The sequence below is a fragment of the Paraburkholderia sp. MM5496-R1 genome, from assembly GCF_050436205.1.
Lineage (GTDB): Bacteria > Pseudomonadota > Gammaproteobacteria > Burkholderiales > Burkholderiaceae > Paraburkholderia > Paraburkholderia tuberum.
This window is the reverse complement of the sequence record NZ_JBNDLT010000002.1, coordinates 2818416-2835222: the sequence shown is the minus strand read 5'-3', so window position 1 is coordinate 2835222 and position 16807 is coordinate 2818416. Positions and strand designations below refer to the sequence as shown.

The window sequence follows — 16807 nt, the reverse complement described above, 5'->3', positions numbered from 1 at the left end:
GAATTCTTCCCTTAGAACTTGAGTCCGGCTTCGCGCGCCGCGTCAGCCAGCGCTTTCACGCGGCCGTGGTAACGGAAACCCGAACGGTCGAAGGCGACGGATTCGATGCCGACAGCCTTAGCCTTTTCTGCAATGCGCTTGCCGATCAGGGTGGCAGCAGCAACGTTGCCGCCCTTTCCCGATTGATCGGCCAGTTGCGCACGCACTTCGGCTTCGAGCGTCGACGCGCTAGCGAGCACCTTGGTGCCGCACGGCGAGAACACTTGCGCATAGATGTGCGTGTTCGTGCGATGCACGGCGAGACGCGCGACCTGCAGCTCAGCGATCTTGATACGCGTCTGACGAGCGCGGCGCAGGCGAGATTGAGTCTTATCCATGATTGCGCACCCTTACTTCTTCTTCGTTTCTTTGAGGATCACAACCTCATCGGCGTAACGCACGCCCTTGCCCTTGTAGGGCTCCGGCGGACGGTAGCCGCGCACTTCTGCAGCGACTTGACCGACTTGTTGCTTGTTGATCCCCTTGATCACGATTTCGGTTTGCGACGGGGTTTCTGCCTTGACGCCAACCGGCATCTGGTGCACCACCGGGTGCGAGAAACCCAGCGACAGGTTCAGCTTGTCGCCTTGCGCTTGTGCGCGATAACCGACGCCAACCAGCGTCAGCTTGCGCTCGAAACCCTTCGTCACGCCGTGCACCATGTTCGCAACCAGCGCGCGCATCGTGCCCGACATCGCATTCGCCTCGCGGCTTTCATCGACCGGTTCGAACTTCAGCGTGCCGCTGTCGTTCACTACCTTCACGAGGCTGTTGGCAGCCTGCGAAATTGTACCCAGCGGACCCTTGACAGTAATGCTGTCGGCGCTCAGGGCCACTTCCGCGCCTTGCAGCGCGATTGGGCTCTTACCTACTCGAGACATGTTTCTCTCCTTTCGGCCTTAAGCGACATAGCAGATGACTTCGCCGCCAACGCCCGTTGCACGTGCCTTGCGGTCCGTCATCACGCCCTTCGGCGTCGACACGATTGCCACGCCCAGGCCATTCATGACCACGGGGATGTCGTTACGGCCGCGGTACACACGCAGACCAGGCTTCGAGACGCGTTCAATGCGCTCGATGACCGGACGGCCAGCGTAATACTTCAACACGATGTTCAATTCCGACTTCGCACCTTCGGACTTCACTGCGAAATCGTCGATATAACCTTCGTCCTTCAGGACCTGCGCAATCGCAACCTTGACTTTCGACGAGGGCATAGTCACCGAAACCTTCTCGACCATCTGCGCATTGCGGATGCGAGTCAGCATATCGGCGATAGGATCACTCATGCTCATTTATGTTTCTCCTATTACCAGCTCGCCTTGGTCAGGCCAGGGATCTCGCCGCGGAACGCGATTTCGCGAATCTTGTTACGCGCCAGCCCGAATTTACGGAACGTGCCGCGCGGACGACCGGTAATTGCGCAACGGTTGCGCTTACGGGTCGGATTAGAGTTTCGCGGCAGTTGCTGCAGTTCCAGGCGTGCTGCGTAATGCTCTTCTTCCGACTTGCTCGTATCGCCAATGATTGCCTTCAATGCTGCACGCTTGGGAGCATACTTGGCGGCGAGGCGAGCACGCTTCTTTTCACGTTCGATCAGTGCCAGTTTAGCCACGGTAACCTCAGTTTCTGAACGGGAACTTGAAGCTGGCGAGCAGAGCCTTTGCTTCGTCGTCAGTCTTCGCAGTCGTCGTGATGCTGATGTTCAGCCCACGCAGTGCGTCGATCTTGTCGTAGTCGATTTCGGGGAAAATGATCTGCTCTTTCACACCGACGTTGTAGTTGCCGCGACCATCGAACGCCTTGCCCGACACGCCACGGAAGTCGCGCACACGGGGGAGCGCAACCGTCACGAAACGGTCCAGGAATTCGTACATTGCCTGGCCACGCAGCGTGACCATTGCACCGATCGGATAGCCCTGACGGATCTTGAAGCCAGCGATTGCCTTGCGTGCCTTCGTGATCACCGGCTTCTGGCCCGCGATCTTCGTCAGATCGCCAACGGCGTTTTCGATGATCTTCTTGTCAGCGACGGCTTCGCCAAGGCCCATGTTCAGGGTGATCTTGGTGATGCGCGGCACTTCCATCACGGACTTGTAACCGAACTTCTCGATGAGGCCGGGTACAACCTTCTCTTTGTAAAACTCTTGCAAACGAGCCATTTTTTACTCCGCAGCGTCAGGCGCTCAGTACGGCACCGGTCGTCTTCAGGAAACGGACCTTCTTGTCCCCTTCGACCTTGATGCCTACACGCGATGGCTTGCCATTCGCGTCCACCAATGCGACGTTCGAAATTTGCAGCGGCATCGTCTTGGCTTCCACGCCGCCCGTCGTACCCTTCATCGGGTTCGGCTTGACGTGCTTCTTGACGAGGTTGATGCCCTCGACAGTCACGGTCTCGCCGTGAACGGCCAGCACCACGCCACGCTTGCCCTTATCTTTGCCGGTGATGACGATAACTTCGTCACCCTTGCGAATCTTGTTCATCGCGACTCCTTACAGCACTTCAGGCGCCAGCGAAACGATCTTCATGAATCGTTCGCTACGCAACTCGCGCGTGACAGGCCCAAAAATACGGGTACCGATCGGTTCGAGCTTGGTGTTGAGCAACACAGCCGCGTTGCCGTCGAACTTGATCAGCGAGCCGTCCTGACGACGCACGCCCTTGGCGGTGCGAACCACCACGGCGTTGTAGATTTCGCCTTTCTTCACGCGCCCGCGCGGCGTTGCCTCTTTGACAGTCACCTTGATGATGTCGCCAATGCTGGCATAACGACGCTTCGAGCCGCCGAGCACCTTGATGCACATGACTTCACGTGCACCCGTGTTGTCGGCCACTTCAAGCCGAGTTTCGGTCTGGATCATGGTTTATCTTTCCCAACTTAATCCGGTCACACCACCATGGCGCTTCCCGGTCAGTCTTGGTCCCGTCAGCCGATCGGCTGCTTGGGTTAGAACAGCAGCGACGGCAAACGAAACCCGCCATCGCAATCCGGTGAATCCTTCGGTCTAGGCTGGCGCCCGAACCGCTTCCCCCACCAACTTCGCCCGCGACGGGGCTCCCATAAAGAGGGAAGACCGAGATTATATCAAATAATCTCGGTCTTGCAAGCGAAACTTACTGCGATTTCAACTACTTCTACAGCTTTGCGACATTAGATGACGCGAGCAGCCTCGACCAGGCGAGCCACAACCCAAGCCTTCGTCTTCGAAATCGGACGAGTTTCCTGGATTTCAACGAGGTCGCCCTCGTTGTACGTGTTCGCGTCGTCATGCGCGTGGTACTTCTTCGACCGCACGACGTACTTGCCGTAGATCGGGTGCTTCACGCGGTGCTCGACCAGCACGGTAACCGTCTTGTCCATCTTGTTGCTGACGACCTTGCCGACCAGCGTCCGCTTGAGCGAGGTTTTTACGCTATCGTTCATTTCTGGTTCGCCTTCTCAGTCAGGACGGTCCGCACACGCGCGATGTCGCGACGGACCTTCTTCAGCTGGCTCGTGTTCGTGAGCTGCTGGGTCGCGAGTTGCATGCGCAGGCCGAATTGCGCCTTCAACAGGTCCGACAGCTCCTTGTTGAGCGCGGCCTGATCTTTCTGGTGAAGTTCGGAAGCCTTCATCATTTGCTCCTTAGGCGCCGAGCTGACGCACGATAAACGTCGTCTTCAGCGGCAGCTTCGCTGCAGCCAGACGGAACGCTTCGCGCGCCAGTTCTTCGGTTACGCCGTCCATTTCGTACAGCATCTTGCCCGGTTGAATCTCAGCGACGTAGTACTCCGGGTTACCCTTACCGTTACCCATACGCACTTCCGCCGGCTTGGTCGAGATCGGCTTGTCCGGGAAGATCCGGATCCAGATGCGGCCACCGCGTTTGATGTGACGCGTCATTGCACGACGCGCCGCTTCAATCTGGCGCGCGGTCAGACGGCCACGACCGACAGCCTTCAGGCCGAACTCACCGAACGACACCGCGTTGCCGCGGGTAGCAACGCCGGTGTTACGACCTTTCTGCTCTTTGCGATACTTTCTGCGTTTCGGTTGCAGCATCGTTATTCTCCAGTCTTCCCGTCGCCGCCGGCACGTCGGGGAGCGCCACGGCGTGCACCTGCCGGGCCACCACCTTCACCATCACGACGCGGACGGCGATCGCCACCCGGACGTGCGTTGCGGCGCGGACGCTTTTCTTCGGCGACTTCTTCGACCACCGGTGCGTCGTTGCGGCCGAGCGTGTCGCCCTTGTAGACCCACACCTTCACGCCGATGATGCCGTACGTCGTCTTTGCTTCCGACGTTGCGTAGTCGATATCCGCACGCAGCGTATGAAGCGGCACGCGACCTTCGCGATACCATTCCGTACGGGCGATTTCGATACCGTTCAGACGGCCAGCGCTCATGATCTTGATGCCTTGAGCACCCAGACGCATCGCGTTCTGCATCGCACGCTTCATCGCGCGGCGGAACATGATCCGGCGCTCGAGCTGTTGCGTGATCGAATCAGCGATCAGTTGCGCGTCCGTTTCCGGCTTGCGGATTTCTTCGATGTTGACGTGAACAGGAACGCCCATGCGCTTTTGCAGCTCGGACTTCAGCAGTTCGATGTCTTCACCCTTCTTGCCGATCACGACACCCGGACGCGAGCTGAAAATCGTGATACGCGCGTTCTTTGCAGGACGCTCGATCACAACGCGGCCGACGGACGCGTTCTTCAGCTTCTTCTTCAGGTATTCACGAACACCGATGTCTTCCTGCAACATCGCCGCGAAATTGTTGTTGTTCGCGTACCAACGCGAAGCCCAATTGCGGCTGACGGCCAAACGGAAGCCAGTCGGATGAATTTTCTGTCCCATCGTATGACCCCTTAATTCCCGACCGTCACAGTGATGTGACAGGATTGCTTCTCGATGCGGTTACCGCGGCCTTTAGCGCGCGCGGTGAAACGCTTCAGCGATGCTGCCTTGTCGACATAGATGCTCTTGATCTTGAGCTCGTCGATATCGGCGCCTTCATTGTGCTCCGCATTCGCGATCGCCGACAGCACGACCTTTTTCACGATCCCCGCAGCCTTCTTCGGCGAGAACGTCAGAACGTTCAGCGCCTTGTCGACCGGCAAACCGCGGATCTGGTCAGCCACAAGGCGCGTTTTCTGCGCCGAGATGCGGGCACCGCGATGAATTGCTTTCACTTCCATCTTGACTGCCCCTTATTTCTTGGCCTTCTTGTCGGCCGCGTGTCCCTTGAACGTACGGGTCAGTGCGAACTCGCCAAGCTTGTGGCCGACCATGTTTTCCGTGACATACACCGGAACGTGTTGACGGCCGTTGTGAACGGCGATCGTCAGGCCGATGAAGTCCGGCAGGATCGTCGAGCGACGCGACCAGGTCTTGATCGGTTTCTTGTCACGCGATGCTGCAGCCGCCTCAACCTTCTTCAGCAAATGGGCGTCGCAGAACGGACCTTTCTTAATAGAACGTGCCATTGCCTACTCCTTAACGCTTGTGACGGCGCTGGACGATCATGCTCGTCGTGCGCTTGTTGCTGCGGGTGCGATAGCCCTTCGTCGGCGTGCCCCACGGGCTCACCGGATCGCGGCCTGCCGCAGTCTTGCCCTCGCCACCACCGTGCGGGTGGTCGACCGGGTTCATTGCAACGCCACGCACCGTCGGGCGGATACCGCGCCAGCGGTTCGCACCAGCCTTACCGATTTGACGGAGGCTATGCTCTTCGTTGCCTACTTCACCGATCGTTGCGCGGCATTCAACGTGAACGCGGCGGATTTCGCCCGAACGCAGACGAACCTGCGCGTAGATGCCTTCGCGAGCCAGCAGCATCGCCGACGTACCCGCCGAACGCGCCATTTGGGCGCCCTTGCCCGGCAGCATTTCGATGCAGTGAATCGTCGTACCGACCGGGATGTTGCGGATCGGCAGCGTGTTACCTGCGCGGATCGGCGCCTCCGAACCCGACATCAGCTGTTGACCGACGGTAATACCCTTCGGAGCGATGATGTAGCGGCGCTCGCCGTCTGCGTACAGAACCAGCGCGATGTTCGCGCTACGGTTCGGGTCGTACTCGAGACGCTCGACCTTTGCGGGAATACCATCCTTCGTGCGACGGAAGTCGACGACACGATAGTGATGCTTGTGACCACCACCCTTGTGACGCGTGGTGATGTGACCGTTGTTGTTACGGCCGGCGGTCGACGACTGCGTGTCGAGCAGCGCTGCGAACGGCTTGCCCTTGTGCAGTTCCTTGTTGACCACCTTGACCATCGCGCGGCGACCCGGCGAAGTCGGCTTAACTTTCACGATTGCCATGATTACTTGGCCTCCGCTTCAAAGTTGATTTCCTGGCCGGGCTTCAGGCAGACGTACGCCTTCTTCACGTCCTTGCGCTTGCCCATGAAGCGACCAAAGCGCTTGGCTTTGCCCTTCGCGACCAGCACGTTGACGGAATCGACTTCCACCTTGAACAGCAGCTCGACTGCAGCTTTCACTTCCTGCTTCGTGGCATCCGGCGCGACTTCGAACACAACCTGTTCGTTCTTGTCGGCCACCAGCGTCGCCTTTTCGGAGACCACCGGCGCGAGCAGGACCTGCATCAAACGATGATCGTTCTTGCGAATCTCGCTCATGACAGCAACTCCTCGATCTGGGCGACCGCAGCCTTCGTGATCAGGATCTTCTTGAAGTAGATCAGCGACAGCGGGTCGGCGTAACGCGGCTCCACAACCGCCACATGGGCGAGGTTGCGCGACGCGAGGTACAGGTTTTCGTCAACCGTGTCGGTAATCACCAGCACGGAATCGAGACCCATCGCCTTGAATTTTTCGGCCAGCAGCTTCGTCTTCGGCGCTTCGAGCGTCAACTCGTCGACCACTGAGATGCGGCCTTCGCGGGCCAACTGCGAGAAGATCGAGCAGAGACCTGCACGATGCATCTTCTTGTTGACCTTGTGCGAAAAGTTTTCTTCCGGCGAATTCGGGAAAATACGGCCACCGCCGCGCCACAGCGGGCTCGACGACATACCGGCACGGGCGCGGCCCGTACCCTTCTGGCGCCACGGCTTCTTGGTCGTGTGTTTGACCTGCTCACGATCCTTCTGCGCGCGGTTGCCGCTACGGGCATTCGCCTGGTACGCAACCACCACCTGGTGAATCAGGGCTTCGTTGTAGTCGCGGCCGAACACGACGTCCGACGCGCTAACGCCTGCACTTTCCTGACCATTGGCATTCAGGAGCTTAAGTTCCATTATTTCGCTCCTTTCACGGCACGCGTCTTCACGGCCGGCGTAACGAATACCTTGCCACCCTTCGCACCCGGAACGGCGCCCTTGACCAGCAGCAGCTTGCGGTCAGCATCGATACGAGCGATTTCGAGGTTTTGCACCGTTACCTTCTCATCACCCATGTGACCGGTCATGCGCTTACCCGGGAAAACACGACCCGGATCCTGCGCCATACCGATCGAGCCCGGCACATTGTGCGAGCGCGAGTTACCGTGGGATGCACGGCCAGACGAGAAGTTATAACGCTTGATGGTACCGGCGTAGCCTTTACCGATCGACACGCCTTGCACGTCGACCTTCTGGCCCACTTCGAACAGCTCGGGACCAACCACGGCGCCGCTCGACAGTTCGGCAGCCTTAGCGGCATCGATCTGGAATTCTTTGAGGATTTCACCGGCTTGAACACCGGCTTTGGCGAGATGACCTGCCAACGGCTTCGTCACGCGGGATGCACGGCGCGTACCGAAGGCAACCTGCACGGCCGTGTAGCCGTCGGTTTCAACAGTCTTGATCTGCGTCACGCGGTTGTCGGACACGTCCAGCACGGTGACGGGAATTGAATCCCCTTCAGCCGTGAAGATACGGGTCATGCCAACCTTGCGACCTACGAGTCCAAGGCTCATCGTTTTCTCCATTCCCGACTGCGATTGGTCGGGGCTAATTTACAAAATGCCGGCACCGCTTCGGGCATGAAACCATGCTGCAGGACGCCGACTTTTTTACGCAAATGCGCGAAAAGCTCAATAGTATAGCGAGCCTTTTCGTTTTCCGCAAGCAATCAATGACTTAGCGTTGCCCGGGTGGCCGGGCAAGGGCTGGAAGCCTTACTGCAGCTTGATTTCAACGTCCACGCCAGCCGGGAGATCCAGCTTCATGAGCGCGTCGACGGTCTTGTCCGTCGGGTCAACGATGTCCATCAGACGCTGGTGGGTGCGGATTTCGAGCTGGTCACGCGACGTCTTGTTGACGTGCGGCGAACGCAGGATGTCGAAGCGTTGAATGCGGGTCGGCAGGGGTACGGGACCACGAACAATCGCGCCGGTCCGCTTTGCCGTATCGACGATTTCAGCTGCCGATTGGTCGATCAGGCGATAGTCGAAAGCCTTCAGGCGAATGCGAATTTTCTGGTTCTGCATGACAAATTCCTTGAAAAGAGCGAGGCGATATTGCACCGCCGATTAGAAAAAGAACGTAGGCTCGGACGCTCGCGCAAAGCGAGTGCCCGAGCCCGGGCGCTACAAACTGCTACAGCAATCGTCGATTTTACTCGATGATCTTGGCGACGACACCAGCGCCGACCGTACGGCCACCTTCGCGAATTGCGAAGCGCAGACCTTCTTCCATCGCGATCGGGTTGATCAGTTTCACCGTGATCGACACGTTGTCGCCCGGCATCACCATTTCCTTGTCCTTCGGCAGCTCGATCGAGCCCGTCACGTCCGTCGTACGGAAGTAGAACTGCGGACGGTAGTTGTTGAAGAACGGCGTGTGACGGCCGCCTTCGTCCTTGCTCAGCACGTACACTTCAGCCGTGAAGTGCGTGTGCGGGTTGATCGAACCCGGCTTGGCCAGAACCTGACCACGCTCCACGTCTTCACGCTTCGTGCCGCGCAGCAGGATACCAACGTTGTCGCCTGCCTGACCCTGGTCGAGCAGCTTGCGGAACATTTCCACGCCCGTGCAGGTCGTCTTGGCCGTTGCGCGGATACCGACGATCTCGATTTCCTCGCCAACCTTGATCACGCCGCGCTCGACGCGACCCGTCACCACCGTGCCGCGACCCGAGATCGAGAACACGTCTTCCACCGGCATCAGGAACGCACCGTCAACCGCGCGCTCCGGCGTCGGGATGTACGTGTCCAGCGCATCGGCCAGGTTCATGATCGCCACCTCGCCCAGCTCGCCCTTGTCGCCTTCCAGCGCCAGCTTGGCCGAACCCTTGATGATCGGCGTCTCGTCGCCCGGGAAGTCGTACTTCGACAGAAGTTCGCGAACTTCCATCTCGACGAGCTCCAGCAGCTCGGCGTCGTCCACCATGTCGCACTTGTTCAGGAACACGATGATGTACGGAACGCCAACCTGACGCGCCAGCAGGATGTGCTCACGCGTTTGCGGCATCGGGCCGTCGGCAGCCGAGCACACCAGGATTGCGCCGTCCATCTGCGCCGCGCCCGTGATCATGTTCTTCACGTAGTCTGCGTGGCCCGGGCAGTCGACGTGTGCGTAGTGGCGGTTAGCCGTTTCGTACTCGACGTGCGCGGTGTTGATGGTAATGCCACGCGCCTTTTCTTCCGGCGCCGCGTCGATCTGGTCGTACGCCTTCGCTTCGCCGCCAAACTTCTGCGTCAGGACCGTCGTGATCGCTGCCGTCAGCGTGGTCTTGCCGTGGTCAACGTGACCGATCGTGCCCACGTTCACGTGCGGCTTGGTCCGCTCGAATTTACCTTTAGCCATGTTTCTCTTCTTTCAGAAAGTTAATCGTTGAATGACTTTGCCGCGCGATTACTTCGACTTCGCGTTGATGATCGCTTCCGACACGTTACGCGGAGCTTCAGCATAGTGCTTGAACTCCATCGTGTACGTTGCACGGCCTTGCGTCAGCGAACGCAGAGACGTCGAGTAGCCGAACATTTCCGACAGCGGCACTTCGGCGCGAACGATCTTGCCGCCGCCAACCATGTCATCCATGCCCTGAACAATACCGCGACGGCCAGAGAGGTCGCCCATCACGTTGCCCATGTAGTCTTCCGGCGTTTCGACTTCGACAGCCATCATCGGTTCGAGAATGACCGGCTGTGCCTTGCGCATCGCTTCCTTGAACGCCATCGAACCGGCCATGCGGAACGCGTTTTCGTTCGAGTCGACATCGTGGTAGGAACCGAACGTCAGGTGAACCTTCACGTCCACGACCGGGAAGCCCGCCAGCACGCCGGCCTTCAGCGTTTCCTGGATACCCTTGTCGACTGCCGGGATGTATTCACGCGGAATCACACCGCCCTTGATCTCGTCCAGGAACTCGTAGCCCTTGCCTTGCTCGTTCGGCTCGAGCGTGATGACCGCGTGGCCGTACTGGCCGCGACCACCCGACTGCTTGACGAACTTGCCGTCAACGTCTTCCGCCTTGCCGCGAATCGTTTCGCGGTAAGCCACCTGCGGCTTGCCAACCGTTGCTTCGACGCCGAACTCACGCTTCATCCGGTCGACCAGAATTTCCAAGTGGAGCTCGCCCATGCCCGAAATAATGGTTTGACCCGATTCTTCGTCCGTTTGAACGCGGAACGACGGATCTTCCTGCGCCAGACGGTTCAGGGCCAGACCCATCTTTTCCTGGTCCGGCTTCGTCTTCGGCTCAACAGCCTGCGAAATCACGGGTTCCGGGAAAACCATGCGCTCGAGCACGATCGGGCTCGTCGGATCGCACAGCGTGTCGCCCGTGGTCGCGTCCTTCAGGCCGACCGCAGCGGCGATGTCGCCTGCGCGCACTTCCTTGATTTCTTCACGCTGGTTCGCGTGCATCTGCAGAATACGGCCCAGACGTTCCTTCTTGTCCTTGGTCGCGTTCAGCAGGGTGTCGCCCGAATTCACAACGCCAGAGTAGACACGGAAGAAGATCAGTTGGCCGACGAACGGGTCGGTCATGATCTTGAATGCCAGTGCCGAGAACTTTTCGTCGTCAGCAGCGCGGCGCTCACCCTTTTCACCGTTTTCCAGCTCGCCGGTAACCGGCGGGATGTCGATCGGCGACGGCAGGAAGTCAAGCACGGCGTCCAGCATGCGCTGCACACCCTTGTTCTTGAACGCGGTGCCGCACAGCATCGGCTGGATTTCGCAAGCGATCGTACGGTCGCGCAGACCCTTGATGATTTCCTCTTCGGTCAGCTCACCCGACTCGAGGTACTTGTTCATCATGTCTTCGTTCGCTTCCGCCGCGGCTTCGACCATCTTTTCACGCCATTCGTTGCATGTGTCGACGAGCTCTGCCGGGATGTCTTCGTACGAGAACTTGGTGCCTTGCGACGCGTCGTCCCAAATGATCGCCTTCATCTTCATCAGATCGACGACGCCCGTGAAGTTCTCTTCCGCGCCGATAGGCACGACGACCGGAACCGGGTTCGCCTTCAGACGCAGCTTGAGCTGGTCGTAGACCTTGAAGAAGTTCGCGCCGGTACGGTCCATCTTGTTGATGAACGCGAGACGGGGAACCTTGTACTTGTTAGCCTGACGCCACACGGTTTCCGACTGGGGCTGCACGCCGCCCACAGCGCAGTACACCATGCACGCGCCGTCGAGCACGCGCATCGAGCGCTCGACTTCAATCGTGAAGTCGACGTGACCCGGGGTGTCGATGATGTTGATGCGGTGTTCGGCGCGGTCGCCCGCCATGCCCTTCCAGAATGCCGTGGTAGCAGCGGAAGTAATCGTGATGCCGCGCTCCTGTTCCTGCTCCATCCAGTCCATGGTGGCAGCGCCGTCGTGAACTTCACCAATCTTGTGGTTCACGCCCGTGTAGAACAGAATGCGCTCGGTCGTCGTCGTTTTGCCGGCGTCGATGTGAGCGCTAATACCGATGTTACGGTAGCGCTCGATAGGAGTCTTGCGAGCCACTTTGATCCTCTATTGGGATGACGCGATGCGAGAGATGCCCATCGCGCTGTAACACAAACGGGCGAGGCGCCTTTGAAGCGCACCCGCCCGGAATTTCTTTCCGTTTTCAGCTAATCCCGGGGTGGGGAAGCTTAGAAACGGAAGTGCGAGAACGCCTTGTTGGCTTCTGCCATCCGGTGAACTTCGTCGCGCTTCTTCATCGCGCCGCCACGGCCTTCGGCCGCTTCGGAGAGCTCACCTGCCAGACGCAGGGCCATCGACTTCTCGCTGCGCTTCTTCGCGGCTTCACGCAGCCAACGCATCGCCAATGCCATACGACGCGACGGGCGCACTTCGACCGGAACCTGATAGTTCGCACCACCAACGCGGCGGCTCTTCACTTCGACCACCGGCTTGACGTTGTTGAGCGCCACCGTGAACACTTCCAGCGGGTCCTTGCCACCCTTGGTCTGGATCTGTTCGAAAGCGCCGTACACGATACGCTCGGCAACCGACTTCTTGCCGGAGAGCATCAGCACGTTCATGAATTTTGCTACATCAACGTTGCCAAACTTCGGATCCGGCAACACTTCCCGCTTGGGGACTTCGCGACGACGCGGCATGTTTCTTCCTTTACTTTTCAGTTGGAGCTGTTTACAGCCCCGCGGCCACCAACTAACCCGATTCATCCGTAAGACTAACCAGCCTGGTCGGGTGACCACTTACTCGATAGCACCGGCGATTCCGGCACCATCGCTATTACCGCCTTTGCAGGCGACCTGAAACTGCGATCGACCGGCTAAATTACTTGCCAGCCTTGGCACGCTTCGCACCGTACTTCGAGCGAGCCTGCTTACGATCCTTGACGCCCTGGGTATCCAACGAGCCGCGAACCATGTGGTAACGCACACCCGGCAAGTCCTTCACACGGCCGCCGCGAATCAGCACGACCGAGTGTTCCTGCAGGTTGTGGCCTTCGCCACCAATGTACGAAATGACTTCGAAGCCGTTCGTCAGACGAACCTTGGCGACCTTACGGAGTGCCGAGTTCGGCTTCTTCGGCGTCGTGGTGTACACACGGGTGCACACGCCCCGACGCTGGGGGCAGTCCTGCAAAGCCGGGCTCTTGCTCTTCGTCGTTTCCGACGTGCGGCCTTTGCGAACCAGTTGATTGATGGTTGGCATTGATTATTCCTGAAATTGAACAAAATCGACGCATCGGTTTCCGGGCAAAGCGGAAACGCCCGCGCATCGAACTTCCGGCTGGCCCGCTCACGCACGAACTGAAGTTGCGCGTAGGCATTCCAAGAACCGGAACCTAACATAATATTCCGAAAATACTAAGGGAGTCAACAGGTTGCGGTGTTTCGCCCGTGTCAATCCGGCTCAACAGCCAGACGACGTCAGTCTGCCGCTACGACGTGCAGCAATTCGTCGCCGAAACGGTCCAGTTTACGCGCCCCCATGCCCGGAATCCCGCGCAGACCGTCGATCGAATCGGGGCCGAGACGGGCGATTTCCGCGAGCGTCGCGTCATGGAAAATCACATAAGCCGGCACTCCGTCGCTCTTCGCGGTTTCTGTGCGCCACATGCGTAGGCGCTCCCAGCGGGCCCGCTCGCGAGGGCCCATGCCAATGGTCGGATCGGCGCGCTCGCTCGTACGACCCGACGATTGACGCGTGCGTGTCGGCTTGACGTAGCGACGCATCGTCACCTTCTGCTCGCCCTTGAGCACCGGCTTGCTCGCCTCCGTCAGCACGAGCGAACCGAAGCCCTCGTGGTCGACCGTCAGGTAACCGAACGCGACGAGTTGGCGAAAGATCGCACGCCACTCCGGCTCACCGAGCGCCGCGCCGATACCGAACGTGGTCAGCTTCTCGTGGCCGCGCTGCAGGATTTTTTCGCTGCGGTTGCCACGCAAAATATCTATCAGGTGTCCGGCTCCGAAATGAAAGCCGCTCGCACGCTGCGCGCGAAACACGCACGACAGCGCCATCTGAGCCTCGCGCGTTGCATCCCAGGTCGGCGGCGGCTCGAGGCAGTTGTCGCAGTTGCCGCACGGCTGGCTCGTTTCGCCGAAGTACGCGAGCAGGCGCACCCGCCGGCAAGTCGCCGTTTCGCACAAACCGAGCAGCGCGTCGAGCTTGCCGGTCTGGACGCGCTTGTGCGCGTCGTCTGCTTCGGATTCGTCGATCATCTTGCGCTGCTGCACGACGTCGCCGAGCCCGTAGGCCATCCACGCGTTCGACGGCAGTCCGTCGCGGCCCGCGCGGCCGGTCTCCTGGTAGTACCCTTCCACGCTCTTGGGCAAATCCAGATGCGCGACGAACCGCACGTCGGGTTTGTCGATGCCCATGCCGAACGCAATCGTCGCGCACATCACGATGCCTTCCTCGCGCTGGAACATCTCCTGATGTTTCTGGCGCACCTCGAACTCCATGCCGGCGTGGTACGGCAGCGCGCGCATGCCCTTTTCCTTCAGCCACTCCGCGGTTTCCTCGACCTTGCGGCGCGACAGGCAATAAACGACGCCCGCGTCGGTCGTACCGTCGGCTTTCGTATGCTCGGCGCGGATGAAGTCGAGCAGTTGCGTGCGCGCGTTGTCTTTTTCGGCGATGCGATAGCGGATGTTCGGCCGATCGAAACTCGACACGAACACGCGCGCGTCTTCGAGCGCGAGACGGTGGATGATTTCGTCGCGTGTGATCGCGTCGGCGGTCGCCGTCAGCGCGATGCGCGGGACATTCGGAAAGCGCTCGTGCAGCACCGACAGCTGAATATATTCGGGCCGGAAATCGTGTCCCCATTGCGACACGCAGTGCGCTTCGTCGATCGCGAAAAGACCGATGCGCGTGCGTTCGAGCAGTTCCTGGAAGCGCGGCGTCATCAGCCGCTCCGGTGCGACGTAGAGCAGATCGATGTCGCCGTCGCGGAGCGCCCGCTCGGTGGCCACCGCCTCCGCGCTCGACAACGTTGAGTTCAGGTACGCGGCCCGCACGCCGACTTCGGTCAGCGCGGCCACCTGATCCTGCATCAGCGCGATCAGTGGCGACACCACGATGCCGGTGCCAAAGCCGCGTTCGCGCCGCACCAGCGACGGGATCTGATAGCACAGCGATTTGCCGCCGCCCGTCGGCATCAGCACAAGGCAATCGCCACCGTCGGCGACGTGCTCGACAATTTCGCCCTGCTGCCCTCTGAACGCGGGATAACCAAAGACTTCATTGAGGATTTCGAGCGGTCGGGACATGTATTTGAGAGAGACGGCGAAAGGAACGGCACGCAGGCGGTGAGACGAATTTTACCAACCCATTCGTGCCGCGCCCGCGCTTTGCGACAACGTTAGCCATCGGGCCTAGGACGAATGGCACTTACTTAAGCCTACATGGAGGAGAAGACGCGGGTAAGTGCTTGAAGAGAAAGGGAGGGGGCTGATCCAGGGATTGATACGATGGTTGTTACCAGGCAAACACCGTCTCATTCCAAAGATCAGCCCCCATGGATCGTAATGCACGAAGTCATCACAGGCAAACACGAAGCAGGGTTCAAAGCCGGGCGTGCAGGGCCCAGGCGGTAGACTACTTCAACATACTGACGAGCCCGGGGCTGTTGGGCATAACGGAAGCGTATTTGCCAGAACATCGGGAACGGCTGTATCCGCCGACGGTGACACTGTCGATGTTCATGCGCCAGGCGCTGGAAGAGGACGCCTCCTGTCAGAAGGCAGTCAACGGGTGGGCGGCGCAGCGAGCTGCCGATGGGCTGCGGCCCATGAGTGTGCGTACGGGAGGCTACTGCCGCGCTCGCCAGAGACTGCCGCTGACGATGGTGCGGGAGTTGGCGCGCGAGACGGGGCGCCAACTGCATGAGCAGGCCGAGCCTGCCTGGAAGTGGCGCGGGCGCCCGGTCAAGCTGGTTGACGGCACCGGGATCTCGATGCCCGATACGCCGTCGAACCAGGCCCGTTTCCCGCAGTCCAGTGCTCAGGCCGAAGGAGTGGGCTTTCCATTGGCCTATCTGGTTGCGGTGATCTGTCTGGCAAGCGGCGCAGTACTGGAGTCGGCGGTCGGAACTTACGCGGGCAAAGGCAGCGGGGAGCTGACGGCGTTTCGCATGCTGCAAGGCACGTTTCGCAAAGGTGACGTGATCGTCGCCGATGCCTTGTACTGCCACTACTTTCTGATGGCCTCAATGATCGCCGCCGGGGTGGACGTCGTGATGGAACAGCATGGGGCACGCCGCACCGACTTTCGGCGAGGCCGGTCCCTGGGCACGCGCGATCACATTGTGACGTGGCCCAAACCCCGGCAGCGTCCTGACTGGATGACGCATGAGCAGTACCAGGCCTTCCCCGATGAACTGATGGTGCGCGAGTCCAGGCTGCATCACCGGGTGCTGGTCACCACGATGCTTGATGCACGCAAGACCAGCAAACAGGACCTCTCGCAGTTGTACGCCAGGCGCTGGAACGTGGAACTGGATCTACGTAACATCAAGACGACGATGGGCATGGATGTGCTGCATTGCCAGACTGCCCACATGAACGAAAAGGAGATCTGGGTCCATCTGCTGGCCTACAACGTGATTCGGCTGCTGATGGCTCAGGCCGCCAGTCACCATGCCACTGACCCGAGAACACTGAGTTTCAAACACACGGTGCAGTTATGGACTGAATGGCTGGCCAGAGGTCTGACGGCAACTCACAACCAGAGTCTCCTGTTCAACCTGATCACGCAGTCTTGCGTTGGGAGTCGCCCCGGTCGCATCGAACCACGAATGCGCAAACGAAGACCGAAGTCCTACCCATGGCTGAAAGAGCCTCGTCACATCGCACGTGAGCGCGTCCAAAAATATGGGCACGCTCCACGGGCTTAAGTAAGTGCCATTCGGCCTAGGACTG

General features: G+C 59.7%; 24 protein-coding genes. 1 reads left to right on the top strand and 23 read right to left on the bottom strand.

What is annotated here, in order from left to right:
• Positions 1-11 precede the first annotated feature (11 nt).
• The 23 genes from rplR to recQ all read right to left on the bottom strand — a co-directional run bounded on the left by rplR (position 12) and on the right by recQ (position 15157).
• On the bottom strand, positions 12-377 hold the full coding sequence (gene rplR, locus OKW38_RS20060) for a 50S ribosomal protein L18 (protein ID WP_134169729.1): 366 nt from the start codon (positions 375-377) through the stop codon (positions 12-14).
• Between the two features lie 12 nt (positions 378-389).
• Positions 390-920 (bottom strand): 50S ribosomal protein L6, encoded by a 531-nt coding sequence (rplF, locus tag OKW38_RS20055; RefSeq protein ID WP_090802160.1) that lies wholly within the window; start codon positions 918-920, stop codon positions 390-392.
• Between the two features lie 18 nt (positions 921-938).
• Positions 939-1334, bottom strand: coding sequence for a 30S ribosomal protein S8 (gene rpsH / locus OKW38_RS20050; protein ID WP_006052216.1), 396 nt, complete (start codon positions 1332-1334; stop codon positions 939-941).
• Between the two features lie 14 nt (positions 1335-1348).
• On the bottom strand, positions 1349-1654 hold the full coding sequence (gene rpsN / locus OKW38_RS20045) for a 30S ribosomal protein S14 (protein ID WP_090802162.1): 306 nt from the start codon (positions 1652-1654) through the stop codon (positions 1349-1351).
• 7 nt (positions 1655-1661) lie between these two features.
• Entirely contained in the window at positions 1662-2201 is a 540-nt protein-coding gene (gene rplE / locus OKW38_RS20040; RefSeq protein ID WP_090802163.1) for a 50S ribosomal protein L5, read from the bottom strand.
• A gap of 16 nt (positions 2202-2217) precedes the next feature.
• Positions 2218-2526: a 50S ribosomal protein L24 gene (gene rplX, locus OKW38_RS20035; protein ID WP_008923340.1), complete on the bottom strand. Its 309-nt coding sequence runs from the start codon at positions 2524-2526 to the stop codon at positions 2218-2220.
• Positions 2527-2535: 9 nt separating this feature from the next.
• Complete coding sequence (gene rplN, locus OKW38_RS20030; RefSeq protein ID WP_006998478.1) at positions 2536-2904, bottom strand: 50S ribosomal protein L14; 369 nt, start codon at positions 2902-2904, stop codon at positions 2536-2538.
• Between the two features lie 290 nt (positions 2905-3194).
• On the bottom strand, positions 3195-3467 hold the full coding sequence (rpsQ, locus tag OKW38_RS20025; protein WP_007180129.1) for a 30S ribosomal protein S17: 273 nt from the start codon (positions 3465-3467) through the stop codon (positions 3195-3197).
• Positions 3464-3658, bottom strand: coding sequence for a 50S ribosomal protein L29 (gene rpmC, locus OKW38_RS20020; protein WP_007180130.1), 195 nt, complete (start codon positions 3656-3658; stop codon positions 3464-3466). Before rpmC ends, rpsQ begins: the two co-directional genes overlap by 4 nt.
• A gap of 10 nt (positions 3659-3668) precedes the next feature.
• Positions 3669-4085, bottom strand: a complete 417-nt coding sequence (gene rplP / locus OKW38_RS20015; RefSeq protein WP_008923342.1) for a 50S ribosomal protein L16 — start codon at positions 4083-4085, stop codon at positions 3669-3671.
• A gap of 2 nt (positions 4086-4087) precedes the next feature.
• The gene (gene rpsC / locus OKW38_RS20010) at positions 4088-4885 is read right to left on the bottom strand and encodes a 30S ribosomal protein S3 (protein WP_074766158.1); all 798 of its coding nucleotides are present in this window, start codon (positions 4883-4885) and stop codon (positions 4088-4090) included.
• Between the two features lie 11 nt (positions 4886-4896).
• Positions 4897-5226 (bottom strand): 50S ribosomal protein L22, encoded by a 330-nt coding sequence (gene rplV / locus OKW38_RS20005; protein ID WP_004199272.1) that lies wholly within the window; start codon positions 5224-5226, stop codon positions 4897-4899.
• Between the two features lie 12 nt (positions 5227-5238).
• Positions 5239-5514, bottom strand: coding sequence for a 30S ribosomal protein S19 (gene rpsS, locus OKW38_RS20000; RefSeq protein ID WP_006998484.1), 276 nt, complete (start codon positions 5512-5514; stop codon positions 5239-5241).
• 10 nt (positions 5515-5524) lie between these two features.
• Complete coding sequence (gene rplB, locus OKW38_RS19995) at positions 5525-6352, bottom strand: 50S ribosomal protein L2 (RefSeq protein ID WP_018420149.1); 828 nt, start codon at positions 6350-6352, stop codon at positions 5525-5527.
• A gap of 2 nt (positions 6353-6354) precedes the next feature.
• Positions 6355-6669 (bottom strand): 50S ribosomal protein L23, encoded by a 315-nt coding sequence (rplW, locus tag OKW38_RS19990; RefSeq protein ID WP_008923345.1) that lies wholly within the window; start codon positions 6667-6669, stop codon positions 6355-6357.
• Entirely contained in the window at positions 6666-7286 is a 621-nt protein-coding gene (rplD, locus tag OKW38_RS19985; protein WP_090802165.1) for a 50S ribosomal protein L4, read from the bottom strand. The genes rplW and rplD overlap by 4 nt, the downstream gene beginning before the upstream one ends.
• Complete coding sequence (rplC, locus tag OKW38_RS19980; RefSeq protein ID WP_090805499.1) at positions 7286-7945, bottom strand: 50S ribosomal protein L3; 660 nt, start codon at positions 7943-7945, stop codon at positions 7286-7288. Before rplC ends, rplD begins: the two co-directional genes overlap by 1 nt.
• 201 nt (positions 7946-8146) lie before the next feature.
• Entirely contained in the window at positions 8147-8458 is a 312-nt protein-coding gene (gene rpsJ, locus OKW38_RS19975) for a 30S ribosomal protein S10 (RefSeq protein WP_006998489.1), read from the bottom strand.
• Positions 8459-8585: 127 nt separating this feature from the next.
• Positions 8586-9776, bottom strand: a complete 1191-nt coding sequence (gene tuf, locus OKW38_RS19970; RefSeq protein ID WP_090802167.1) for an elongation factor Tu — start codon at positions 9774-9776, stop codon at positions 8586-8588.
• A gap of 48 nt (positions 9777-9824) precedes the next feature.
• The gene (gene fusA / locus OKW38_RS19965) at positions 9825-11927 is read right to left on the bottom strand and encodes an elongation factor G (protein WP_090802169.1); all 2103 of its coding nucleotides are present in this window, start codon (positions 11925-11927) and stop codon (positions 9825-9827) included.
• Positions 11928-12058: 131 nt separating this feature from the next.
• On the bottom strand, positions 12059-12529 hold the full coding sequence (rpsG, locus tag OKW38_RS19960) for a 30S ribosomal protein S7 (RefSeq protein ID WP_006053291.1): 471 nt from the start codon (positions 12527-12529) through the stop codon (positions 12059-12061).
• A gap of 181 nt (positions 12530-12710) precedes the next feature.
• Positions 12711-13091, bottom strand: a complete 381-nt coding sequence (gene rpsL, locus OKW38_RS19955; RefSeq protein ID WP_006053290.1) for a 30S ribosomal protein S12 — start codon at positions 13089-13091, stop codon at positions 12711-12713.
• Between the two features lie 218 nt (positions 13092-13309).
• Complete coding sequence (gene recQ / locus OKW38_RS19950) at positions 13310-15157, bottom strand: DNA helicase RecQ (protein ID WP_429335413.1); 1848 nt, start codon at positions 15155-15157, stop codon at positions 13310-13312.
• Between the two features lie 248 nt (positions 15158-15405).
• Between recQ and OKW38_RS19945 the strand changes: the two genes are divergently transcribed.
• A complete protein-coding gene (locus OKW38_RS19945) occupies positions 15406-16782 on the top strand; it encodes an IS4 family transposase (RefSeq protein WP_090800641.1) in 1377 nt (458 codons plus the stop codon).
• Positions 16783-16807 lie beyond the last annotated feature (25 nt).

Bases quoted from the DNA above. Each gene is read 5' to 3' on its own strand.
- rpsG (WP_006053291.1), bottom strand. From the start codon at position 12,529: ATGCCGCGTCGTCGCGAAGTCCCCAAGCGGGAAGTGTTGCCGGATCCG.
- rplX (WP_008923340.1), bottom strand. From the start codon at position 2,526: ATGAACAAGATTCGCAAGGGTGACGAAGTTATCGTCATCACCGGCAAA.
- rplR (WP_134169729.1), bottom strand. From the start codon at position 377: ATGGATAAGACTCAATCTCGCCTGCGCCGCGCTCGTCAGACGCGTATC.
- rpsC (WP_074766158.1), bottom strand. From the start codon at position 4,885: ATGGGACAGAAAATTCATCCGACTGGCTTCCGTTTGGCCGTCAGCCGC.
- rplW (WP_008923345.1), bottom strand. From the start codon at position 6,669: ATGAGCGAGATTCGCAAGAACGATCATCGTTTGATGCAGGTCCTGCTC.
- recQ (WP_429335413.1), bottom strand. From the start codon at position 15,157: ATGTCCCGACCGCTCGAAATCCTCAATGAAGTCTTTGGTTATCCCGCG.
- rplV (WP_004199272.1), bottom strand. From the start codon at position 5,226: ATGGAAGTGAAAGCAATTCATCGCGGTGCCCGCATCTCGGCGCAGAAA.
- rpsJ (WP_006998489.1), bottom strand. From the start codon at position 8,458: ATGCAGAACCAGAAAATTCGCATTCGCCTGAAGGCTTTCGACTATCGC.
- OKW38_RS19945 (WP_090800641.1), top strand. From the start codon at position 15,406: ATGGATCGTAATGCACGAAGTCATCACAGGCAAACACGAAGCAGGGTT.
- rpsL (WP_006053290.1), bottom strand. From the start codon at position 13,091: ATGCCAACCATCAATCAACTGGTTCGCAAAGGCCGCACGTCGGAAACG.
- rpsH (WP_006052216.1), bottom strand. From the start codon at position 1,334: ATGAGCATGAGTGATCCTATCGCCGATATGCTGACTCGCATCCGCAAT.
- rplN (WP_006998478.1), bottom strand. From the start codon at position 2,904: ATGATCCAGACCGAAACTCGGCTTGAAGTGGCCGACAACACGGGTGCA.
- rplE (WP_090802163.1), bottom strand. From the start codon at position 2,201: ATGGCTCGTTTGCAAGAGTTTTACAAAGAGAAGGTTGTACCCGGCCTC.
- rpsS (WP_006998484.1), bottom strand. From the start codon at position 5,514: ATGGCACGTTCTATTAAGAAAGGTCCGTTCTGCGACGCCCATTTGCTG.
- rpmC (WP_007180130.1), bottom strand. From the start codon at position 3,658: ATGAAGGCTTCCGAACTTCACCAGAAAGATCAGGCCGCGCTCAACAAG.
- rplC (WP_090805499.1), bottom strand. From the start codon at position 7,945: ATGAGCCTTGGACTCGTAGGTCGCAAGGTTGGCATGACCCGTATCTTC.
- tuf (WP_090802167.1), bottom strand. From the start codon at position 9,776: ATGGCTAAAGGTAAATTCGAGCGGACCAAGCCGCACGTGAACGTGGGC.
- rplF (WP_090802160.1), bottom strand. From the start codon at position 920: ATGTCTCGAGTAGGTAAGAGCCCAATCGCGCTGCAAGGCGCGGAAGTG.
- rplP (WP_008923342.1), bottom strand. From the start codon at position 4,085: ATGCTGCAACCGAAACGCAGAAAGTATCGCAAAGAGCAGAAAGGTCGT.
- rplD (WP_090802165.1), bottom strand. From the start codon at position 7,286: ATGGAACTTAAGCTCCTGAATGCCAATGGTCAGGAAAGTGCAGGCGTT.
- rplB (WP_018420149.1), bottom strand. From the start codon at position 6,352: ATGGCAATCGTGAAAGTTAAGCCGACTTCGCCGGGTCGCCGCGCGATG.
- rpsQ (WP_007180129.1), bottom strand. From the start codon at position 3,467: ATGAACGATAGCGTAAAAACCTCGCTCAAGCGGACGCTGGTCGGCAAG.